Here is a 19,542-nt window from a genome sequence, read left to right as displayed (position 1 = left end):
GAACATCCAGAACCGAGTAGAAAACGACGGGTGAAATATGAATCAGCTGATCATCTCAGCCGCCACAGAGGGCGAAGAGGTCAGCCCCCTCACTCCCAACCTTTGGGAAATGGGCGTTGTCCTAATCAGCTTTGCCGTTCTCATGTTCATCGTGGTCAAGTTTGTTGTCCCGATGTTCGAGAAGACGTTCGCAGAGCGGGCGGAAGCCATCGAAGGCGGTATCGCCAAGGCTGAGAAGGCCCAGGCTGAGGCATCTGCTGCACTTGAAGAATACAAGCAGCAGCTCACCGACGCCCGGGCCGAGGCCAACCGCATCCGCGAAGAAGCACGCGCCGAAGGCGCCCAGATCCTCGCGGACCTGAAGGCCAAGGCTGCAGCGGAGTCTGCACGCATCACCGAGCAGGCACACGCCGCCATCGAATCGGAGCGCCAGGCAGCTGTTGTCTCGCTTCGTTCCGAGGTCGGCACCCTGGCCACCACCCTGGCCGGCCGCATCGTTGGTGAAGCACTCACCGACGACGAGCGCGCCGCCCGCGTCGTGGACCGCTTCCTGGCAGATCTGGAGACCCAGAGCGCAGGTGCAGCTAAATAATGGCAGGTATATCGAGCGAATCGCTGACCACAGCGCTGGCGCAGTTGGAAGCCAAGCTTCCCTTCGCTTCGCTGCAGTTGGCTAAGGACCTCTTCGGAATCCTGGGAACGGTGGACAGCTCGGCTGGCTTGCGCCGCGCCCTGACTGACCCGTCCCGTTCAGGAGACGAAAAGTCGGCGCTGGTCAAGCAGCTGGTTGGCGGAAAAGTCTCCGCTGATGCTGCTGAGATTGCAGGTGGATTGGCCGGCTCACGCTGGGCATCGGCCCGCGATATCGGCGATGCACTCGAGACGCTTGCCGCCACGGTGGTCATTGCCGTAGCTGAAAACAAGTCGGCCGTTTCTGCCTCCGGTATCACGGGGCTGGAAGAGCTGGAAAACGATCTGTTTGCCTTCAACCAGGCCGTCGCCTCCAGCCACGAAGTACAACGTGCTCTGTCTGAGCCGCAGGCATCGCCCGCGGCGAAGATTGCATTGGCCGAGAAGCTTGTTCCTGGCAGCAGCGAGGAAGCCAAGGTTCTCATCAGCCAGGCAGTTACGCAGCCGCGCGGTGTCAAGCCGAGCAAGCTCGTCGAGTCATTCGCCAAGCTTGCAGCCAAGCGTCAGCAGCGCTGGATTGCAACTGTCAGCGTTACCCGTCCGTTGACGGAAACGCAGGCCAGCCGTCTGCAGACCGGACTTGACGCCCTGTACAGCCGCGAACTGAAGGTCAACGTAAATGTTGACCCCGCACTGATCGGTGGAATCCGTGTCCAGGTAGGTGACGAAGTGCTCGACGCTTCGGTAGTTGCCCGCCTCAGCGAACTCCGCCGTCAGCTCGCTGGCTAGCGAAGACAAAGCACAACTTAACTGATATAAAACCCGGTCATCGTGAGCAACGATGATCACGAAAACAGGAGAGCAGGGACTGCAGATGGCCGAATTGACCATCAACGCCGACGACGTCCGTAATGCGTTGAACGAGTTCGCGGCGTCCTACGAACCCGGTAACGCAGAGCGCGTAGAGGTTGGTCGTGTGACCACCGCAAGTGACGGCATCGCCCGTGTTGAGGGTCTTCCCTCGGTCATGGCGAACGAGCTGCTTCGCTTCGAAGATGGCACGCTGGGCCTGGCCCAGAACCTTGACGTCCGCGAGATCGGTGTCATTATCCTCGGTGACTTCACCGGTATTGAAGAAGGCCAGGAAGTTCACCGCACCGGTGAAATCCTGTCCGTTCCGGTTGGCGATGCCTTCCTGGGTCGCGTTGTCGACCCCTTGGGCCAGCCGATCGACGACCTCGGCGAGATCAAGGCCGAGGCCACCCGTGCACTGGAACTCCAGGCTCCGGGCGTCACCGAACGCAAGTCGGTTCACGAACCGATGCAGACCGGCCTCAAGGCTATCGACGCCATGATCCCGATCGGCCGTGGCCAGCGTCAGCTGATCATCGGTGACCGCCAGACCGGTAAGACGGCCATCGCCGTCGACACCATCATCAACCAGAAGGCCAACTGGGCTTCCGGAGATGTCACCAAGCAGGTTCGCTGTGTCTACGTCGGTGTTGGCCAGAAGGCTTCCACCATCGCAGCCGTCCGCCAGACCCTCGAGGACCACGGCGCGCTGGAGTACACCACCATCGTGGCGTCCCCGGCGTCCGACCCTGCTGGCTTCAAGTACCTGGCGCCGTATGCAGGTTCGGCCATCGGCCAGCACTGGATGTACGGCGGCAAGCACGTTCTGGTGATCTTCGATGACCTGTCCAAGCAGGCCGAAGCCTACCGCGCCGTGTCCCTTCTGCTGCGTCGTCCGCCGGGACGCGAAGCATACCCGGGTGACGTTTTCTACTTGCACTCCCGTCTGCTGGAGCGTTGTGCCAAGCTCTCCGACGAGCTCGGTGCAGGTTCGATGACCGGTCTTCCGATCGTCGAGACCAAGGCAAACGACGTCTCCGCTTACATCCCGACCAACGTGATCTCCATTACCGATGGTCAGATCTTCCTCCAGTCGGACCTCTTCAACGCCAACCAGCGCCCCGCTGTTGACGTTGGTGTGTCCGTCTCCCGCGTTGGTGGCGCTGCACAGGTCAAGTCCATGAAGAAGGTCTCCGGTACCTTGAAGCTGGACCTGGCCCAGTACCGCGACATGCAGGCATTCGCCATGTTCGCCTCGGACCTGGATGCTGCTTCCCGTCAGCAGCTGACCCGTGGTGCACGCCTCATGGAACTGCTGAAGCAGGGCCAGTACTCGCCGTTCCCTGTCGAGAATCAGGTTGTTTCCATCTGGGCCGGCACCAACGGCTACTTGGACGACGTTCCGGTTGAGGACATCAGCCGCTTCGAGTCCGAGTTCCTGGAGCACCTCACGCACAAGTCCTCCATCCTGACCACGCTGGCACAGACCAACGTCCTGGATGACGACACCGCTGCAGCTTTGAAGGAAGCCATTGTGTCCTTCAAGAAGGGCTTCTTCGGCGAAGGCGACAACCACTTGGTTGGCGCTGGCCACGAAGAGCACGCAGCGATCTCCGGCGGCGACGTCGACCAGGAAAAGATCGTCAAGCAGAAGCGCTAGTTTCGATAACCTGCTCTGCCGGGGTCCGCAAGGGCCCCGGCAGGGCAGCACTTCGGGAACTTAGGAAAGGATAAGTATGGGAGCCCAGATTCGGGTCTACCGTCAGAAGATCAGCTCGACGACGTCGATGCGCAAGATCTTCAAGGCGATGGAACTGATCGCTACCTCGCGCATCGGTAAGGCCCGCGCCCGCGTAGCAGCTTCACTGCCTTACGCGAACGCGATTACCCGCGCCGTTTCTGCTGTCGCAACTCAGAGCGAAATCGACCACCCGCTGACCACCGAACCGGAGCAGATCCGCCGCGCCGCAGTCCTGATCGTTACATCGGACCGTGGCCTTGCAGGATCCTACTCGGCGAGCGTGCTCAAGCAGGCCGAAGGTCTCTTCGAGCTTCTTCACGCAGAAGGCAAGGAAGTCAAGGCGTACCTGGTTGGCCGCAAGGCTCAGGCGTACTTCGATTTCCGCAATCGGTCCTACGCCCGCGTATGGACCGGTGGCACGGACGCACCGGAATTCGAAACCGCGCAGGAAGTCGGAGCTGCACTTCTCGAAGACTTCTCCACGGATTTCGAAGAGGGTGGCGTGGATGAAATTCACGTTGTCTACACCCGCTTCAAGTCCATGGTGACGCAGGAACCGACGGTTATCCGTCTGCTTCCGCTGGAGGTCGTCGAAGAGGAAGCAACCTCGGAGTCCGAGCTGTTGCCGTTGTACGAGTTTGAACCGGAAACAGAGCAGGTGCTTGACGCACTGCTTCCGCGTTACATCGAGTCCCGCATCTTCGCAGCCATGCTGCAGGCAGCAGCTTCCGAGCTCGCAGCCCGCCAGCGTGCAATGAAGTCGGCCGGTGACAACGCGACGGATCTGATCAAGAAGTACACGCGCCTTCGCAACACGGCCCGCCAGGCCGAGATTACGCAGGAGCTTTCCGAAATCGTGGCCGGCGCCGACGCTCTCGCGTCCTAGCCTGCAACGGATTCGGCTCGAAGCCGCACCTGCAACAAACAGATAAACTTAACCCACGCCATCTACTGAGTGAAGTGAGAGAGATGACTGCCACTGCTACCGAACACGTAGCAACGGCCGGTGCCACCGGCCGCATTGCCCGTGTTATTGGTCCGGTTGTCGACGTCGAATTCCCGGCTGACGCAATCCCCTCGATTTACAACGCTCTGACCACCGAGATTACTCTCAACGGTCAGACCAAGACCATCACGTTCGAGACCTCCCAGCACCTGGGTGACAACCTCGTCCGCGCCATCTCCCTGCAGGCTACCGACGGACTCGTCCGCGGTACCACCGTCCAGGACTCCGGCGCTCCGATCTCCGTGCCCGTTGGCGACGGCGTCAAGGGCCACATCTTCAACGTACTCGGCAAGCCGCTGGACGTTGAAGAGTCCGAGATCAAGGCCGACGCTTACTGGCCGATCCACCGCAAGGCTCCGAGCTTTGCTTCCCTCGAGGGCTCCACGGAGATGCTCGAGACCGGCATCAAGGTCATCGACCTTCTCACCCCGTACATCAAGGGTGGAAAGATCGGCCTCTTCGGCGGCGCCGGCGTGGGCAAGACCGTTCTGATCCAGGAAATGATCACCCGTGTTGCCCGCAACTTCGGTGGTACTTCCGTATTCGCCGGTGTCGGCGAGCGTACCCGTGAAGGTAACGACCTCTGGGTTGAAATGGAAGAGGCCGGCGTCCTCAAGGACACCGCCCTTGTCTTCGGCCAGATGGATGAGCCGCCGGGAACGCGTCTGCGCGTGGCCCTGTCCGCGCTCACAATGGCGGAATACTTCCGCGATGTCCAGAACCAGGACGTGCTGCTCTTCATCGACAACATCTTCCGCTTCACGCAGGCAGGTTCGGAAGTTTCCACGCTGCTCGGCCGTATGCCGTCCGCCGTGGGCTACCAGCCGAACCTTGCTGATGAGATGGGTCTGCTCCAGGAGCGCATCACCTCCACCAAGGGTCACTCCATCACGTCGATGCAGGCCATCTACGTGCCGGCTGATGACTACACCGACCCGGCTCCGGCCACGACCTTCGCACACCTCGACGCGACCACGGAACTTTCCCGTGAAATCGCCTCCCGTGGTCTGTACCCGGCCGTTGACCCGCTGACGTCGACCTCCCGTATCCTGGATCCCCAGTACATCGGCAAGGACCACTACAACACGGCTGTCCGTGTTAAGCAGATCCTGCAGAAGAACAAGGAACTCCAGGACATCATCGCCATCCTCGGTGTTGACGAACTGTCGGAAGAGGACAAGATCGTCGTGTCGCGTGCACGCCGTATCCAGCAGTTCCTCTCCCAGAACACCTACACCGCCAAGCAGTTCACCGGCGTCGAAGGCTCCACCGTGTCCATCAAGGACACCGTCGAAGGCTTCACCGCCATCTGCGACGGCGAGCTGGACCACATCGCAGAGCAGGCGTTCTTCAACGTCGGCGGCCTGGATGACGTCGAGCGCAACTGGGCCAAGATCCAGGAACAGACCAAGTAGTATGGCTGAGCTCGAGGTTGAGATTGTCGCGGCGGACCACTTCGTGTGGTCCGGAGCGGCCAAGATGGTGAAGGCCCGCACCAGCGATGGTGAAATCGGAATCCTGCCGGGCCACTCGCCCCTTTTGGCCATCATGGCCGAGGGCGAGCTGGCAATCCAGCCGGTTTCCGGTGACCGGATCGCTGTAGTTGTTGACGGTGGGTTCTTCTCCGTGGACAACGATCGCGTGGTCATTGTTGCTGACAACGCCAAACTGGGCGAAGCGGCTACAGCGGGGATCCGATAGCACGACCTTGATGGACGATTCCCTCATTCCGTTCATCGCCTTGGCAACAGCGTTCACGTTGCTGATCATTTCACTGTGCCTTTTGGGGGTGCGCCGCTTCAATCTGCGGCGCGCCCTCGGCACGATCGACGCCTCCATTTGCACGGCTGGAAACAGCTGGCAGATGGGGGTTTGTCGTTATCAGGACAATGATCTCGAGTGGTTCCGCCTGATGTCGCTGAGTGTGGTGCCCAAACATAAGTTCAAACGCAGTTCACTGGAGCTCCTCGGGCGCCGCCAACCGACTGAGGACGAGCTCGTCAAAGTCCAGCCCGGGGTCGTAGTGGTTGAACTGCAGTACGAAGGCAACAAGTTCATGCTTGCGATGAACTTTGATGCCTATGCCGGGCTGTCCTCCTGGCTGGAGGCCGGGCCGGTTATCGGCGTCGGAACCTGGCGTTAGGCGTTATGGACTTCCTGTTGGACGTCAGCCTCGTCAGTGGCCCGTTTCTGTGGTTCAGCATCGTTTGCGGCGTGGCAGGGGCAGCCTACCTGCTGTGGCGGCGGAAGCGGTCCTGGTTTTTGCTTGTTCCCGCCTCCCTGTTGGCTTCCATCGGCCTGGTGACTTTGGTCCACTGGATCCTCGTGGACGTGCTGGCCGCGTTTTCAGAGAACCTCCCGTTCGAGACGGTGGCCTGGTCCGTCCCGGCAGTTGCGGCCGTCCTGCTCTGTACCGCACGTTTTCCGCGTAATTCCTGGAAGGGTCGCGGGTTCAGTACCCTGGCGATGCTTGGGGTCATCTTGCTCAGCGCTGTCCAAGTCAATCTGTATTTCGGGTTGAACAATACGGTGGCCGACCTCCTGGGCACCGCTGTTGCACGCATCCAACCGCTGGAGCAGAGCCTCAAGCGTTCTCCCGGTTCCACGCCCGGTCCCTTGGCTTCGGCATGGAAGGCACCTGAGTCCATGCCGTCCAACGGCATTCTGCGTAAGGCCGCGATTCCCGGATCTGTGTCGGGCTTCAGTGCCCGCGAAGCGTATATCTACTTTCCGCCGGCATATCAGACCACCCCACGGCCTGTCCTTCCCGTGCTGGTCCTTTTTTCCGGTCAACCCGGTGGCCCTGCGGACTGGTTGACGGGCGGTCAGCTGCGGGCACAAATGGACCGGTTCGCTGAAGCCCATCAGGGCATTTCACCGGTAACCGTGGTGGTGGATCCCAACGGGTCCGGCAGCGCCAACACCATGTGCATGGACAGCCGGATAGCCCCTGCAGACACATACCTTTCGAAGGACGTTCCAGCCTGGATTTCCGAGAACCTTGACGTTTCCACGGACCACAAGCAGTGGGCTGTGGGCGGATTCTCCTTCGGCGGGACGTGTGCGCTGCAAATGGGCACGGCACACCCGGACATTTTTCCATCGGTACTGGCTTTCTCGGCGGAGCGTGAGCCTGCCCTCGCCAAGGACCGCAACAAGACCATTGCGGACTCGTTCGACGGCGACGTCGCGGCTTTTGAATCCCGGACGCCTTTGGCGTTGATGGGGGAGCGCACCTTTGCCGGCAGCGGTGTGTACTTCGCCGCCGGCGCAACGGACAACGAGTTCACCAATTACATGCACGAACTGGCCCAAAGTGCCGCAAGCGCCGGTTTCCAAACCGAAGAGCACACCATCCGGAACGCTGGTCATTCCTGGGACGCCGTAGTGCGCGGAATGCCGGGTGGCCTGGACTTCCTCGCCACGCGTTGGGGGCTGCGCAAGTGAGCCTTGCTGTCAGAGGGGTCATCTTGCCTGCATTGCGGCAGGCCGCGCAGCACGTCCGGCGCACCCCTTTCACCGTCGGCGTCCTGGCGCTGTTTGTGGCGCTATCCATCATCTCCGGCAGCTTCGTCACGGGGCCTCCGGACACCTGGCTGCGGGTGGCAGGCGTCAGCCTGGCTGGTCTCAAATCGGGTGAGTGGTGGTCGATTTGGACCTCGCTCTTCTTCACGACCAACCCCTTGGCTTACGTCACTGCTGTCCTGATGATCGTCTTCCTTCTAGGGCTTGCCGAACGGCGCTTCGGCTCGTTCAAGACCGCGGCTGTATTTTTCGGCAGCCAGTTTGCCAGTGTGTCGGCATTTCTGTTGGTCACGCAGGTCGCGCAAGCCTTCGACGACGATTGGCTGGCCCGGATGGCCGAAACCCGGCTGATCGGACCCTATGCAGCAGTCCTGTCCACGTGTTTGGCGGCCAGCGCGCTCCTTCCCATGCTGTGGCAACGACGCCTGCGGACAGTGGTGCTGTCAATTTCCTTGCTCCTTGTGTTGTACGTGGGCCACGCGGAAACGGTGGTGGGCTTCCTCGGAGCCTTGATCGGTTTGGCGGCGGGCTGGTGGACCCAAAGCAGCCAGGGGCATCTCCACCTGCACAGGTCCACAGGCAGGGAAGTCCGGAACCTGCTGTCCCTGACGATGGCAATTTTTGCGGTGGGTCCTATCGTGACCGCGGCTGCGAAAAGCCCTTCGGGTCCGTTGGCCTTGCTCCGGGATGTCATCCTCAATCCGATACCTACACTGGGCCAGCTTGAGAGCAACTGCGGGGGCAGCATCGATGTCTCCTGTTTGGAGCTGGGACGCCAAGGCTACACAGGTCCCTTCGGACTGGCGTTGGCCGTGGTGCCTGTGGTGCTCCTGCTGATCTGCGCTGACGGGATGAGGCGCGGACGCCGTCTCGCGCTGGGCATCGCGGTAGGCGTGCAGGTGCTCGTGGTTGTGCTTTCGGCCATCTACCTGGGACTTTTTGCCACCATCCCAAGGCCACAGGGCCGTCCGCATTCAGGGATGATGAGCTCGGCCGTAGTGCACCTCATCCCGCTGGTGCTGGTGCCCCTGATTCTCGCTGTGCTGTTGTTCGCCTATCGGGGACACTTCCGTGTTGTCTCCGCGCACCGTCTCCGGCGCAGGGTGTTCTGGTCTGTTGGCCTGACCGGCGCCGGGCTTGGTCTCGCCTATTGCATCGTGTGGTTTTCCTCCGGGGGCATGTCACGGGACGGTGGCCTCCTCGGCTTGGCTTCGGAGCTTGCCAGGCAATATCTTCCTGTTCCGCTTCCGGGGGCTTACCGGAAGGTCTTCGCCGAGCGTGACGTGCTGGAAGTGTTCCTGTTCTCCTATTCCGGCACTGTCTTCTGGCTGGTCGCGCTGGTTGGGGTATGGGTCCTTTTCATCCGAGGGAACCATACGGGAGGCCGTGACCACGAGGCGCGTTGGCAGGCCCGTCACCTAGTGAAGTCCGGGGGCGACTCATTGTCGTGGATGGCGCTGTGGGAGCCGAACAAGTACTGGTTCGCACCGGACGGGACCGGGGGAGTGGCCTACCAGCAACACGGGCACGTGGCCCTGACGATGGCCGGTCCTTTCGGGCCGGCCGGGAAGCATGTGGAAACAGCCGGCGGCTTCCTGGAGTACTGCTCGCAGCATGCTCTGATCCCCTGCCTTTATTCCTGCACCGATGAGCTGTGGCCCATGCTGGAGGCACGGGGCTTCCGCCGGGTGGCGGTCGCCCAGGAAACCCGGTTGCGGATCAGGGGCCTGGAATTCCGCGGCAAGGAATGGCAGAACGTCCGGACCTCCCTGAACCGAGCGGCGAAGTTGGGCATTTCGGCACGCTGGAGCAGGTTCTCTGAGCTGCCCAATGGCATACGCACGCAGATCAGTGAGGTGTCCGAGGAATGGGCGGCCCAAAAGAAGATCCCGGAAATGGGCTTCACATTGGGAGGCCTGGATGAGCTCGAGGACGATGAGGTCCTCTGCGGCGTAGCGGTGGATGACGCCGGCCATGTCCATGGCGTAACCAGTTGGCTGCCGGTTTTCGAAGACGGGAAGATCGTCAGCTGGACTCTGGACTTCATGCGACGGCGCGGCGATGCCTTCCCCGGGGTGATGGAATTCCTCATCGCCTCGGCTGTCCTCCACTTGCGCGATTCAGTGGAAGTCATCTCCCTGTCGGGCTCGCCGCTTGCCCGGGAAAAGGGTGAGATCGAACAGCAGGCCAAAGGCCTGGCGGGTCTGCTGGATGTCGTGGGTCAGGCATTGGAGCCCGTTTATGGGTTTCGGTCCCTTGCGTCCTTTAAGTCACGATTCCAACCTGAGTACCGGACGCTGTACATGTATTACCAGGACCCGCTGCACCTGCCGGCAATGGGACGGGCACTCAGCCGGGCATACCTTCCCGGGCTGTCGGTTCGACATTCCGCCAGGCTGCTCCGGACATTGGTTGGTTGAATTGTCAATCCTTTTATCGTTGCCCTTTCTTCGCTTTCTTCACGTTTAGTAACAGTCACTGTCGTAATGGGACCCCGCGGCGGGCTATTGAACTGCCTTATGCCGTTGAACCCGGATTTAAACAGGTTGGCCCCGGCTCGAAAGCCAGGGCCAACCTGTTTGTCGTTTCTGCGGGAAGCAGAAATCAACGGTTAAGACTAGACGACGGTAACGCCGGTGGCCTGGGGGCCCTTGGCGCCCTGGCCGATCTCGAACTGAACGCGCTGGTTCTCATCGAGGGTCTTGAAACCACCGGTCTGGATCTCGGAGTAGTGAACGAAAACGTCCCCATCCGAGTCGTCCGGGGTGATGAAGCCGAAGCCCTTTTCAGCGTTGAACCACTTTACGGTTCCCAGTGCCATGTATATCTCCTCATTATGGAACTTCAGTCCGATACACTTCGTACCGGCCTTGTTACTCCGCGAGAAGACCTGAATTCCTCCCAGGCGGACCTGGTCGGATTCGCAGGAGCTTCACGCTCGCAACTCGTCTTGCGAGCATGAAAACCACCTACACAAAGACTGCTACAACACTTTCATGTGCTCTGCCGGAGGTCAACGGTCTTTAGGCGTATTTGAGAAAAATTTAGGTAAAAAGAAGGTAACGCATGGTTGCCTGCAATTACCCCTGACTTCTCTAAGACAACCATTGCCCGTTGCGCATCACACGGGTCAGTTCAAGGTCCTCATTGGTGACAACAACATCGGCACGCAGTCCGCGCCGCAGCCCGCCAATTTCATCCGAAAGGCCCAGGACCGCGGCCGGCACTGCGGTGGCGGAACAGACGACATCAGGAAGGGCGACGCCGGCGGCCACCGTTTTGCGGACAACGTCCAGGAGCGTAGCGGTGCCCCCCGCGATCGAACCGGTGGCATCGAGCGTGGCTATGCCGCTGCTGACCGTGACCGGGGACGGGCCAAGCATGTAACTGCCGTCGGAAAGACCGGCCGCCGCCATGGAGTCGGTCACCAGGACAACGTTGGCCGCACCGACCAGCTGGAAGACGGTGGCCACCATGCTGGGGGCCAGATGCGTCCCATCGGCGATCAGTTCGACCACGGCTTTGCCCTCCTGCGCCATGCGAAGGCACGCAGCCACGGGTCCTGGCGCGCGGTGATGCATCGGAGGCATCCCATTGAAAAGGTGGGTGACGGTCGGGAGTGAACTCACGCCGTCGAAACCTGCTGACTCAAGCCCTTCGCGGGCGGCGGCCAACGACGCCGTGGCGGTGGCGTCGTCACAGTCCGTGTGGCCCAAGGAAGGCGTCACGCCATGGGAAGTCATGAGGTCCACCAGTGCGGCCGCGCCGGGGAGTTCCGGGGCGTATGTCATGGTGGCGAGCTTGCCGGCCGCAGCGGCCACCAACTCATCCATGAGTTCCAGGTCGGGCTCGAGCAGGTAGTCCGGGTTCTGGGCTCCGCAGCGCGCGTGGGAGAGGAACGGACCCTCGAGATGGATGCCGGCGACCAACCCTTCCTCTGCGAGCTTCACGAAAAGCTCGATGCCACGCAGGAGGTCCTCCCGTGGAGCGGTGACCATGCTGGCAAGGAACGTGGTGGTTCCCGAACGGTGCAGGAACTCGATGGCCTTTCGGGCCGCAACTTCCTCGCCGCTCGGAAAGTCGCCGCCGTTGCCGCCGTGGCAGTGGACGTCAACCAGTCCGGGAATGAGGTAGCTGCCGCTGGGAACTCCCAGGCGGATGGCCCCTTCGAAACCTTCGAAGGCTTCCTGGTCAAAGGCATCAGCAGGGCCGGCGTAGGCAATCCGGTCCCCGTCGATGGCCAGCAGGCCGTCTTCCACCACCTCGCCGTCGCTGACCAGCGTTCCTTTGATGATCTGGTGGCTTGGCGCGGACGATGTGGCAAAACGGGGTGCGGCAGTCATGTTCCGATTCTAGTGGCCCGGGGCACACTCAGCCCGAGGCGTCCTCAGAAGAGGCGGGACTCGCTGTCATCCACACCGCGCATGGCGTCATAATCGAGCGTCACGCAATCGATGCCGCGGTCATTGGCGAGGACTTTCGCCTGCGGCTTGATCTGCTGGGCGGCGAAAATGCCACGGACGGGTGCCAGCAAAGGATCCCGGTTGAGCAATTCCAGGTACCGGGTGAGCTGCTCAACGCCGTCGATGTCGCCGCGGCGTTTGAGTTCGACGGCGACTGTGGCGCCGGAGGCGTCGCGGGCAAGGATGTCCACGGGGCCGATCGCCGTGAAGTATTCGCGGCGGATCAGCGAGTAACCGGCACCGAGGGTCTCGATCTGTTCGGCCAGGAGGCGCTGCAGGTCCGCTTCGACTCCATCCTTGATCAGTCCCGGGTCGGTGCCCAGGTCATGAGAGGTGTCGTGGAGTTGTTCGTAGATATTGATGATGAGGCGGTCATCGGTCTTGGCTGACTGCACCGTCCATTGCTCCACTACTCCCTCTTCCACCTCGGTTTCCTCGGGGGTGGTCACCCGCAGTGTGGCAGGCGGGCTCATCCAGTTCAGCGGCTTGTAGGAGCCGCCGTCGGAGTGCACCAGCACCGAGCCGTCCGCCTTGACCAGCAATAGCCGGGTGGCGAGGGGGAGGTGGGCCTTCAGGCGGCCAACGTAATCAACAGAACAACGGGCTATGACGAGTCGCACCCGCCCCACATTACCGCGTATGCCCGGTTGCCTGGGGCAGAATGGAGGTATGCCCCGCTCCAACCGTCCCCGCCGCAACGCGTCCGGCCCACGTCCCGGCAGTGGAGGAGGCAAATGGGCGGAACCGGTGCCGGAGCTCGATCTTGAGCGGGCCAGGGCGGGGATCGCCCGGCGCGAAAGTGCTCCGGATGGTGACTGGATGGTGCGGACCATGACGGCCAGGAAGGCGGAAAAGCAGTACATCTGCCCGGGTTGTTCAACGGCGATCCTGCCGGGAATCGCCCACCTGGTGGTGTGGTCCGACAACCACCTCTTCGGCCAGGCCGCGGGGTTGGCTGAGCGCCGCCACTGGCACACCAATTGCTGGACTACCCGAACGTACCGCTACCGCTGATGCGCTTAGGCTTGGATGCATGACTTTCGATCCCGCCTCGTTCGTTTTCACCCCACAGGACGCGCCATCGGAGATCCGTGCCTCAACGGTTCTTCCCGCCAAACGCGAGAATGTGGCATTCACCACCGAGGACGGCAAGGTCCTGCTGGGCGAGCTCGCCTTGCCGGAATCAGGGGAGATCACGGCCACGCTGATAACGCTGCATCCGTTGCCGACGCATGGTGGCTTCATGGATTCCCACGTCTACCGCAAGGCTTCCTACAGGCTTCCTGCCCTGGCCGGCGTCGCGGTGCTTCGCTTCAACACCCGTGGCACATCATCTCCGCGCGGGACAAGTGAGGGACAGTTCGAAGAAGGCGTAGGTGAGCGGTACGACGTCGAGGCGGCTGTGCGTTTCGCCGTCGAGCGCGGCCTGCCGAACCGCTGGCTGGTGGGGTGGTCTTTCGGGACGGAACTGGCGCTGATGTATGGAGCGGTGGAGCCGGTGGCAAGCCGGATCGAAGGCGCGGTCCTGTTGTCCCCGCCGCTGCATCGGGCCACGGATGTGCACCTCAAGGAATGGGCGGAGTCCGGCAAGCCGCTGACGGTCCTGGTGCCTGAGCATGATGACTACCTGCAGCCGGAAGAGGCTGCCGGCCGGTTCAGCCTGGTGCCGCAGGCCCGGGTTGTTGGCGTCGACGGAGCCAAGCACCTTTGGGTGGGCGAAAAGTACGCGGCGCGCGTCCTTGATGAGATCGTCGACGACGTCACGCCGGCGGGTGCCGGCGCACAGGGACTGCCGCGTGAGTGGGCGGGGTCGGTGGCCAATGCCTGATCCGGTGGCCAATGCCTGATCCGGTGGCGAGTGCCTGATCCGGCTGGTTCGTGGCGAACATCCCGGACATGAAGAAGCCCCTGAACCAAACGGTTCAGGGGCTTCTTCATGGGCACATCAGGACCGTCAGTGCCGGTCCTGGCGGACAATGAAGACTTCCTTGATGAGCAGCATGATGGCGGCCGCGGTGGGAATGGCAATCAGTGCGCCCAGGACGCCAAGCAAACTGCCGCCGGCAATAACGGAGATGACGGCCACCGCGCCCGGCACTGCGACTGCGCGCTGCATGATGCGCGGCGAGATGAAGTAGGCCTCGAACTGGAGGTAGGCGAAATAGGCGATCGCGTAGACAACGGCCGTCTGCCACCCTGCGGTGAGGGCCACGAGGATTACAACGACGGCGGCGATCATGCCGCCCACGAGCGGGATAAAGGCGAGCAACGCCACGACGAATGCCAGCAGGACGCTGAAGGGAATCCCCAGGATGGTCATCACGATGAAGGCGAAGATGGCGTTCAAGAGGGCGACGCAAGCCTGGCCGATCACGTAGTTGCCCACGGAATCCGTGATGGCTTCAGACAACGCTTCCACGCGTGGGCGGCGGGAACGGGGTGCCAGCCGGTAAGCCCACTTCTTCATGGAGGGCAGGGCTGCCAGGAAGTACAGGCTCAGGACCAGGACAATGAGGGAACCGAAGAGGCCGTTGGCCACGGTTGAACCGAAACCAACAACACCGCCAAAGATGCCGCCCATGGCTTCGGGGTCCTTGACGAACTTGTCCAGTTCGGTGGTGATCCGGTCGCGAACGCCGAACTGGCTGTCCACGTTGCGGAAGAAGTCCGAGTCGAGGAAGCCGCGGATCCAATCCGGGGCCTGCCGCACGATTTCGGACACCTGCTCAACGATGGTGGGAATCAGGGTCGCAAAGAAACCGGCAACAGCAAGTACCAGGGCGGAGACAGAGATGAGGATGCCTGCCGGGCGCGGTACTTTGTGGGACTCCAGCCAGCGCACCACGGGGTCAAGGCCCAACGCAATGAAGAGGGCGGCCACGATCCACAGGATCAGCTGGGTGGTGTTGCTTGCGATATAGAACACCGCAAGGGCGACTCCCACGCCAGCCGTTCCCATGAAACCGACGTAAAGAGGGTGCTGCGACGACATCCGGGGGCCGGGCGCGCCAAAGCCGTGATCGTCTTCCGGGCGGAAGCCGTCCTGATCGCCCGTTCCGTCGTCTTCCGGCGGCATCTCGAAGCGGACACGGGTGCGCGCGCCGGGGATGGGCTGCCTGAGCCTGCGGCTGATGGCGGCGAGCCGCCCGGTCCGGACGGGAACCGAGGCTGACGGCGCGTCCGATGACGCGTTCACCGCGGCTGACCCGGGCTCATCGTCGGGACGGGACTCCATGTGGTCTTTCACGCGCTTGTACAGCCTTTTCGTTGGTGGTACAGGGTCAATTCAGGCAGTTATGGGCCCGGATATCATGATCATCGCCACACTATCAGGACCGCGGAATCGGGCCACAGCGGCGCCACGGCAGGCTTTTTCGGGTGTCGCCGGGATCACCCCGATCTGACTCCTTGATAACAAAACGGTTACCCTTGAAGTTCAACGACCGCTGATGATAGGTGATCCTGTGCGTTTGAAGACTGCAGCCTTGCTGGTGCTGCTGGGCCTGCTGACGATGTTGGCCGGCATTGGCCAGCTGACTTTCTGGGCCCCCGCTGAGACGGTGACGGCTTCGGTTCCCAGCGATACCAAAGCTGCCCCGCTGACCGTGATCGATCAAAAACTCATTGACCTGCATGAGGGGCCGGTGAAGATCAAGATCCAGGGTGAAGGCAACTACATGATTGCCACTGGCCGCCCCGACGACGTCAACGCCTGGGTAGGTAAGACCGCCCACACCACGCTGACCGGCGTCTCGGCAGACCAGAAGTCACTCGAAGCGACATCCGCCGATGGTGAGGCCACTGCGCCGTCCCCGGCAGGTTCCGATCTCTGGGTCAGCACTGAAGACGCGAGCGGCGATTACGAATACACGTGGAACCCGCCCGCTGACGGCGAGTGGTCCTTGCTGGTGGCTGCCGACGGAACCAAGCCTGCCCCGTCTGCCATCTCCATGACCTTCCCGAACAAGGAAACCACCCCCTGGGCTGTGCCCCTGATTGTTCTGGGCATCATCATCATCCTGGTTGGCGCGGCGCTGCCGTTCATTGCCAAGGCTCTGGGCAGTCGTCGTAAAGACGGCGAAGGAGACGGGCCGCAGGGTGGCGAAGCAACCACCACCCTGCCCGTACAGTCGCCCACCGGCGATGAGGCCCGCCGTCGTACTGGTGGAGTCGAAGGTCCGGCGTTGCGCGTCACTGCCGTCGCAGCCGCCTTGGCCGCCGTCATGGTCGGCGGGTCCGCTGTGGCCGCCCAAGCCACCACCTCACCGAATGCCACCTCCACCGCGTCGGCTTCCTCACCAGCTGAGGGCGACGGCGGAACACCGGTGATGCTCGAATCGCAGCTCCAGCGCATCCTGGAGCAGGTAGCCAGCACGGTGGACGCAGCCGATGCCGCGAAGGATGCTGCCAAGCTGGCCCCGCGCGTCGACAAAATGGAACTCCAGATCCGCACCCAGAACTACAAGATCCGGTCCACCGTTTCGGCGTACGAACCGCGCATGCCTGTCCGGGCCACCAAGCTCGAGAGCAGCGTCATCAGCACCAAGAAGGACTGGCCCAGGACCGTCTATGCCCTGACCCAGGGTGAAGGAAACGTCGTTCCGCAGGTCCTCACGCTCGTTCAGCTTTCTCCGCGTGAGAACTACAAGCTGTGGGGCACCGCGCCACTCCAGCCGGGCACCAACTTCCCGTCCTTCCCGGTGGCCCGCAAGGGCACTACGCCAGTGCCTGCCAGCGACAGCACCGGCCTGGCCTACAGCGGCAACCAGGCGTTGGAAATCCTGAGTGAGATGCTGACGAACCCGGATTCGCCAAACCGGAGCAAGCTCGCCGATGGCCAGTCGTCCCCGTATATCGCCGGGGCCCTTGCCTACCAGGCGGACACCGTGAAGAACGGCACCAGCGCCAACTTCAAGTTCACCCACACTCCGGTGCCAAACCAGACTGTGGTGCTGAAGACCGCTGACGGGGGAGCATTGGTAGTGGGACGCCTGGACTTCGCGTTCGAGGGAACTCCCAAGGCGGCGGGCGACAAGCTCCTGCTTGAGGACGACTCCGCCGTATTCGCCGGTGGCAAGGAAACCACCACCGGCATGGTCCTGAACTTCGCCGAGTCCGTGGCCGTGTACATCCCGCCTGCGGGATCATCCGATCCCATGAAGCTCGTGGCCGCTACCCGCGGTCTGGTTGGAGCCAGCTTCAAGTAGCCCGACCAGCAGGTAGGCAGCGGCTAGAGTGGACGGTATGAGTTCGCCCGGATACCGACCCACTCCAGCCGCTGCCAGCCAGCTCAACCTGCGCGGCGCCGTCGACCTCTCGTCGTTGCGCCGCCCGACCCCGCCACAGGGGCCTCCTTCCCCCGCGGACGGGGAGACACCCCAAGGGGGTGAGGCCGGCAAAGCCCCGCTCCGTGTGGATGCAACAGAAACAAACTTCCAGGACCTGGTGCAGTTGTCCGCCCAGATTCCCGTACTGTTCCTTCTCTGGTCCCGGTACGCCCCCGAATCGCCCGCTGTCCTGGACACTGCCCAGCAGGTCGTTGAAAGCTATGGCGGACGGCTGGTGCTTGCCGCCGCTGACGTAGATGCCTTCCCTCAACTGGCCCAGGCCTTCCAGGTAGAAGCCGTCCCGACCGCCGTCGCCGTGATCAAAGGCCAGCCTGTTCCGTTGTTCCAAGGCCCGGCGGATGACGCGCAGATCCGGAACCTCGTCGATGAACTGCTCAAGGTGGCGGCCGCGAATGGTGTCACCGGAAGCATCGGCGACGCCGCGCAGGCTGACGATGCCGAACCCGCACCGCTCCCGCCGCTGCACCAGACCGCCGTCGATGCCATCGAAGCCGGTGACTACGACGCCGCTGTAGCGGCCTACAAGCAGGCGCTCCTTGAACAGCCGGCTGATGCTGAGGCAAAAGCAGGCCTGGCACAGGTTGAGTTGATGGCAAGGCTGGAGAAACTCACGGCCCCCGAGGCAGAAGCCCTCCGCGACCGTGCCGCCCAGGAGCCCGATGATGTCGAGGCGCAACTGGGCGTCGCTGACCTTGACATCTCAGGTGGCCACATCGAGGACGGCTTCAACCGGATCATCAGCTTCATCGGCAGGAACTTCGGTCCCGAGCGGGAGACTGCCCGTCTGCGGCTCTTGGAGCTCTTCGAGGTTGTGGGAATCAAGGACGACCGCGTGGCCAAGGCCCGGCAGGGATTGGCGAGGGTCCTCTTCTAGTGGGATCGGCGCTGTTTTCTCCCCTCACCTTGCGTTCGCTGACCATCCCGCACCGGGGTTGGGTCTCGCCGATGTGCCAGTACAGCTGCCATCCGGAGACTGGTGAGGGGGTTCCGAACGACTGGCACCTGGTGCACTTGGGTTCCTTCGCCGCCGGAGGCGCTGCGCTGATCATGAGTGAGGCGGCGGCTGTCAACCCGGTGGGCAGGATCAGCCCGTTGGATGCCGGCCTCTATTCGGATGAACAGGCTGCCGCTTGGGAACGGATCGTGCAGTTCGTGCACAGGCACGGCGCCGTGGACTGCAGGATCGGTGCCCAGCTGGCGCACGCAGGGCGGAAGGCCTCCACTTACTGGCCGTTCGCGGAACGTTCGGGTTCGGTCCCGGCGGACGACGGCGGCTGGTCGACAGTCGGTCCAACGAACCAGGCCTATGACGGCTATGCGGCGCCGGCGGCCATGAGCGAAGAGGACATCCAGGGTGTCGTGTCCGACTTTGCCGCAGCGGCCGCCCGGGCTGTGGCCGTTGGCTTCGACACTGTCGAAATCCACGGCGCCCATGGGTATCTTCTGCATCAGTTCCAGAGCCCGCTCATCAACACCCGTACGGACCGGTGGGGTGGAAACGAGGAGGGCCGGAACCGGCTCATGCTCTCAGTGGTGGAGGCTGTCCGGGAAGTCATCCCCGATTCGATGCCTCTTCTCCTGCGTATCTCGGCCTCCGACTGGGCCGACGGCGGCGTGGAGGTGGGAGACTCGACCAGGCTGGCAAGCGCTGCGGCAGAACGGGGCGTTGACCTGGTGGATGTCTCCAGCGGAGGGGCGGTTGCGCATCAGAAGATCCGCGCGGTACCCGGCTACCAGGCCGGGTTCGCCGAGCAGGTAAAGCGCGACGCCGGTGTGCCCACCGCCGCGGTGGGGCTGCTGACAAGTCCAACCCAAGTGGAGGACATCGTGGCCAACGGCAGGGCTGATGCCGTATTCATGGCGCGTGCGGCGCTCCGCGATCCGCATTGGTGGCTCCGGGCTGCCTACGGGCTTGGCTACGATCTGCCCTGGGTTCCGCAGTACCAGCGGGCCGTGCCCCGCCACGGCTTCTAGAAC

At 62.5% G+C, this 19,542-nt stretch carries 18 protein-coding genes; 14 read left to right on the top strand and 4 right to left on the bottom strand.

The window, feature by feature from the left end:
• The first annotated feature begins 37 nt into the window (after positions 1–37).
• The 9 genes from JMY29_RS12405 (at position 38) to JMY29_RS12365 (ending at position 10,174) form a co-directional block, all read left to right on the top strand.
• Positions 38–592, top strand: coding sequence for a F0F1 ATP synthase subunit B (locus JMY29_RS12405; RefSeq protein ID WP_018776344.1), 555 nt, complete (start codon positions 38–40; stop codon positions 590–592).
• Positions 592–1,419 (top strand): F0F1 ATP synthase subunit delta, encoded by an 828-nt coding sequence (locus tag JMY29_RS12400; protein ID WP_018776343.1) that lies wholly within the window; start codon positions 592–594, stop codon positions 1,417–1,419. Before JMY29_RS12405 ends, JMY29_RS12400 begins: the two co-directional genes overlap by 1 nt.
• A gap of 85 nt (positions 1,420–1,504) precedes the next feature.
• Positions 1,505–3,142 carry a F0F1 ATP synthase subunit alpha gene (gene atpA, locus JMY29_RS12395; RefSeq protein WP_011775259.1) on the top strand — a complete coding sequence of 546 codons (1,638 nt, stop codon included), beginning with the start codon at positions 1,505–1,507 and terminating at the stop codon, positions 3,140–3,142.
• Positions 3,143–3,218: 76 nt separating this feature from the next.
• Positions 3,219–4,109 carry a F0F1 ATP synthase subunit gamma gene (locus tag JMY29_RS12390; protein WP_018776342.1) on the top strand — a complete coding sequence of 297 codons (891 nt, stop codon included), beginning with the start codon at positions 3,219–3,221 and terminating at the stop codon, positions 4,107–4,109.
• Positions 4,110–4,192: 83 nt separating this feature from the next.
• Positions 4,193–5,644, top strand: a complete 1,452-nt coding sequence (atpD, locus tag JMY29_RS12385) for a F0F1 ATP synthase subunit beta (RefSeq protein ID WP_014922173.1) — start codon at positions 4,193–4,195, stop codon at positions 5,642–5,644.
• 1 nt (position 5,645) lies between these two features.
• Positions 5,646–5,930 (top strand): F0F1 ATP synthase subunit epsilon, encoded by a 285-nt coding sequence (locus JMY29_RS12380; RefSeq protein WP_018776341.1) that lies wholly within the window; start codon positions 5,646–5,648, stop codon positions 5,928–5,930.
• Positions 5,931–5,940: 10 nt separating this feature from the next.
• Positions 5,941–6,372 carry a DUF2550 domain-containing protein gene (locus JMY29_RS12375; RefSeq protein WP_039242043.1) on the top strand — a complete coding sequence of 144 codons (432 nt, stop codon included), beginning with the start codon at positions 5,941–5,943 and terminating at the stop codon, positions 6,370–6,372.
• 5 nt (positions 6,373–6,377) lie between these two features.
• Positions 6,378–7,676, top strand: a complete 1,299-nt coding sequence (locus JMY29_RS12370) for an alpha/beta hydrolase-fold protein (RefSeq protein ID WP_039242042.1) — start codon at positions 6,378–6,380, stop codon at positions 7,674–7,676.
• Positions 7,658–10,174 carry a DUF2156 domain-containing protein gene (locus tag JMY29_RS12365; RefSeq protein ID WP_039242040.1) on the top strand — a complete coding sequence of 839 codons (2,517 nt, stop codon included), beginning with the start codon at positions 7,658–7,660 and terminating at the stop codon, positions 10,172–10,174. Before JMY29_RS12370 ends, JMY29_RS12365 begins: the two co-directional genes overlap by 19 nt.
• 197 nt (positions 10,175–10,371) lie before the next feature.
• Here JMY29_RS12365 and JMY29_RS12360 read toward each other — a convergent pair whose 3' ends face one another.
• From JMY29_RS12360 to nucS, 3 genes are all read right to left on the bottom strand, one after another.
• Entirely contained in the window at positions 10,372–10,575 is a 204-nt protein-coding gene (locus JMY29_RS12360; RefSeq protein ID WP_018776337.1) for a cold-shock protein, read from the bottom strand.
• A 274-nt stretch (positions 10,576–10,849) separates the two neighbouring features.
• Complete coding sequence (locus JMY29_RS12355) at positions 10,850–12,097, bottom strand: N-acetylglucosamine-6-phosphate deacetylase (protein ID WP_189075149.1); 1,248 nt, start codon at positions 12,095–12,097, stop codon at positions 10,850–10,852.
• 44 nt (positions 12,098–12,141) lie between these two features.
• Positions 12,142–12,837 (bottom strand): endonuclease NucS, encoded by a 696-nt coding sequence (gene nucS / locus JMY29_RS12350; RefSeq protein WP_018776335.1) that lies wholly within the window; start codon positions 12,835–12,837, stop codon positions 12,142–12,144.
• Positions 12,838–12,886: 49 nt separating this feature from the next.
• On the opposite strand from nucS, the gene JMY29_RS12345 reads away from it, so the two are divergent.
• Together JMY29_RS12345 and JMY29_RS12340 are read left to right on the top strand one after the other, a co-directional pair.
• On the top strand, positions 12,887–13,231 hold the full coding sequence (locus JMY29_RS12345) for a hypothetical protein (RefSeq protein ID WP_018776334.1): 345 nt from the start codon (positions 12,887–12,889) through the stop codon (positions 13,229–13,231).
• Between the two features lie 19 nt (positions 13,232–13,250).
• A complete protein-coding gene (locus tag JMY29_RS12340; protein ID WP_039242038.1) occupies positions 13,251–14,045 on the top strand; it encodes an alpha/beta hydrolase in 795 nt (264 codons plus the stop codon).
• Positions 14,046–14,171: 126 nt separating this feature from the next.
• Here the strand turns inward: JMY29_RS12340 and JMY29_RS12335 are convergent, their stop codons facing one another.
• Entirely contained in the window at positions 14,172–15,464 is a 1,293-nt protein-coding gene (locus tag JMY29_RS12335; protein WP_026266926.1) for an AI-2E family transporter, read from the bottom strand.
• A 202-nt stretch (positions 15,465–15,666) separates the two neighbouring features.
• On the opposite strand from JMY29_RS12335, the gene JMY29_RS12330 reads away from it, so the two are divergent.
• The 3 genes from JMY29_RS12330 to JMY29_RS12320 are packed head-to-tail and all read left to right on the top strand — an operon-like array spanning position 15,667 to position 19,539.
• Positions 15,667–17,424 (top strand): hypothetical protein, encoded by a 1,758-nt coding sequence (locus JMY29_RS12330; RefSeq protein WP_018776331.1) that lies wholly within the window; start codon positions 15,667–15,669, stop codon positions 17,422–17,424.
• A gap of 37 nt (positions 17,425–17,461) precedes the next feature.
• Complete coding sequence (locus JMY29_RS12325; protein WP_189075148.1) at positions 17,462–18,439, top strand: tetratricopeptide repeat protein; 978 nt, start codon at positions 17,462–17,464, stop codon at positions 18,437–18,439.
• Positions 18,439–19,539: an NADH:flavin oxidoreductase/NADH oxidase gene (locus JMY29_RS12320; RefSeq protein WP_189075147.1), complete on the top strand. Its 1,101-nt coding sequence runs from the start codon at positions 18,439–18,441 to the stop codon at positions 19,537–19,539. Before JMY29_RS12325 ends, JMY29_RS12320 begins: the two co-directional genes overlap by 1 nt.
• The last annotated feature ends 3 nt before the right edge of the window (positions 19,540–19,542 follow it).

It is taken from the genome of Paenarthrobacter nicotinovorans, from assembly GCF_021919345.1.
In the GTDB taxonomy this organism is placed as follows: domain Bacteria; phylum Actinomycetota; class Actinomycetes; order Actinomycetales; family Micrococcaceae; genus Arthrobacter; species Arthrobacter nicotinovorans.
This window is presented reverse-complemented; position numbering and strand designations above follow the sequence as displayed.